This window comes from Stenotrophomonas sp. SPM (genome assembly GCF_003105135.1).
GTDB lineage: Bacteria > Pseudomonadota > Gammaproteobacteria > Xanthomonadales > Xanthomonadaceae > Stenotrophomonas.
This window is the reverse complement of the sequence record NZ_QETL01000190.1, coordinates 1-2,576: the sequence shown is the minus strand read 5'-3', so window position 1 is coordinate 2,576 and position 2,576 is coordinate 1. Positions and strand designations below refer to the sequence as shown.

Below are 2,576 nucleotides of genomic sequence, written 5' to 3'. Positions count from 1 at the left end.
ATGGGCCCGAGGCATGCCTCGGGCGGGTTGGGCAGGACGCCCAACCCCGGTCTTGCCGTGTGCGCAGGACAGCGCACACGAGCAAGCCGCGACCAAGCCCCCATGGGTGAGGGTGCTTTGCTTGCGAAGCATCGCTTCGCAAGCGCCCGAACGCCCAGCCGCCAGCGGCTGGGCCGGACTGGGGGTTCACGGCGTCCCCCTCAACCGGACCCACCCCGCCAACCCACGGAATGCAGACATTTGACGTTGACGTGGCTCGCAGCAGGTGCAGGGCTGCAAGCCCTGCAAACCCAAACTCCTCAATGAGCACGAGGACGCGACGGCGGCAGCCACGCTGCGATGATGCCCAGCAGCGGCAGGAACGCGGTCAGCTGGTACACGTACTCGATGCTCGTCTTGTCAGCCAGCAGACCCAGCACCGCCGCACCCAGCCCGCCCATGCCGAACGCGAAGCCGAAGAAGAGCCCCGACACCGTGCCGATGCGGTGCGGCATCATCTCCTGCGCATACACCACGATGGCCGAGAACGCCGACGACAGCACGAAGCCGATCAGCACCGCCAGCACCGTCGTCCAGAACAGATCCGCATGCGGCAGCGCCAGCGCGAACGGGGCCACGCCCAGGATCGAGGTCCAGATGATCGGTTTGCGGCCGATGCGGTCGCCCAGCGGGCCGCCGAGGAAACCGCCGGCCGCCGACGCCACCAGGAACGCGAACAGGTGCAGCTGCGCCTGCGCCACCGGAATGCCGAAGTGGTGGATCAGGTAGAAGGTAAAGTAGCTGCCGATGCTGGCCATGTAGAAGTACTTGCTGAAGATCAGCACCAGCAGGACCGCCATCACCCGGGCCACGGTGCGGGTCGGATGACGCGGTGCGACCGTGGCCTGCCCGACCGGGCGCGGGGCGCCCAGGTGCAGCGCATACCAACGGCTGACATAGGTCAGCAGGGCGATGCCGATCAGCGCGGCGCCGGCAAACCAGGAGGCGGCGTGCTGGCCGTACGGCACGATCACCGCGGCGGCGATCAGCGGGCCCAGGGCAGTGCCGAAGTTGCCGCCGACCTGGAACACCGACTGGGCCAGACCGTGGCGGCCGCCGGACGCCAGCCGCGCGATGCGCGAGGCTTCCGGGTGGAAGATGGCCGAACCGATACCGACCATCGCCGCGGCCAGCAGCACCATCGCGTAGTTCGGCGCGAAGCCGAGCAGCAGCATGCCGCACAGGGTCGAGGCCATGCCGATCGGCAGCGAGTACGGTGCCGGCTTGCGGTCAGTGACCAGGCCGACCAGCGGCTGGAAGATCGAGGCGGTCAGCTGGTAAGTCAGCGTGATCAGGCCGATCTGGGTGAAGCTGAGGTTGAAGCCTCCCTTGATCACCGGATAGATGGCCAGGATCAGCGACTGCATCATGTCGTTGACCATGTGGGAGGTGGAAATCGCCGCCAGCACGCCGCGGGTCGAGCTGCGGACGGTGGGGGCGGGTGTAGCCAGGCTGGACATGGTGCGCAGTCAGGTTGGGGGCGAGCCCTGCATGCTACGGTGCCCTCCCCCTCCCTTCCGCCGCGTTCTGGTCATGCCATATCGCAAAAAGGACACTTCCTGCTCGATCCGGGAATCCGCGCCCTGGAATGAAGTGCCCGGCCACCGCCCGGTCACGTGCCGGGTCAAGGATTACTCGGCCGGCACCCGGGTGTCGCCGCATCGCCATCGCCGCCACCAGCTGGTCTATGCGATGTCCGGGCTGATGGTGGTGCGTTCGGAAGTCGGCCGCTGGGTGGTGCCGTCCACCCGCGCCATCTGGATGCCGGCCGGCATGGCCCACGCCGTGGACTGCATCGCCGACGTGCACATGCGCAGCCTGTACATCGACCCGGCATTTGCCCCGCAGCTCGCCACCGAGGCATTCGCGGTGCAGGTGGCGCCGCTGCTGCGCGAACTGCTGCATGCAGCGACCCTCATCGAGGGCGAGCACGAGGACGACAGCCGCGATGGCCGCGTGGTGCGCCTGCTGCTGGATGAACTGCACCGCATGGACGTGTTGCCCCTGCACCTGCCGACGCCGGTCGATCCGCGCCTGCAGCGCATCTGCCAGCACATCCAGAAGCATCCTGGCGACGAGGCCACGCTGCAGGACTGGGCCGAAGCTCTGGCGGTGGACGTCAAAACCATCCAGCGCCATTTCGCCAGCGAACTGGGCATGACCTTCGGCCAGTGGCGGCAACAGGCCCGGCTGCTGGCCGCGATGGAACGCCTGGCCGTGGGCGAAAAGGTGATCGATGTGGCGCTGGCAATGGGCTATGACAGTCCCAGCGCGTTCACCAGCATGTTCAAGCGGCAGCTGGGGCAGACGCCAGCGGCATTCTTCCGCTGATTCGGCACGCCGCATCCACGCATGGCGTGCATCTACCAGAGAACAGCACCCCTGGTAGCGCCGGGCCATGCCCGGCGGAGTGCGTGCGATGCGCGCAAACAGAAACGGGGCATCCGCACCCTGTCGCGCAGCGGCTACGACGTGGACGCCATGGCTGGCTTCTTCGAACGGATGTCGGCCGCCATGCGCGGCAACGACGGCGGCTA

General features: G+C 67.7%; 3 protein-coding genes. 2 read left to right on the top strand and 1 reads right to left on the bottom strand.

The window, feature by feature from the left end; translation table 11 throughout:
• Positions 1-299: 299 nt before the first annotated feature.
• Positions 300-1,499 (bottom strand): MFS transporter, encoded by a 1,200-nt coding sequence (locus DCO49_RS19825; RefSeq protein ID WP_116865442.1) that lies wholly within the window; start codon positions 1,497-1,499, stop codon positions 300-302.
• Between the two features lie 73 nt (positions 1,500-1,572).
• On the opposite strand from DCO49_RS19825, the gene DCO49_RS19820 reads away from it, so the two are divergent.
• Positions 1,573-2,370, top strand: coding sequence for a helix-turn-helix transcriptional regulator (locus tag DCO49_RS19820; RefSeq protein ID WP_116865441.1), 798 nt, complete (start codon positions 1,573-1,575; stop codon positions 2,368-2,370).
• Between the two features lie 21 nt (positions 2,371-2,391).
• The coding region (locus DCO49_RS20400; RefSeq protein ID WP_133249457.1) for a hypothetical protein at positions 2,392-2,576 on the top strand (185 nt) is incomplete at its 3' end.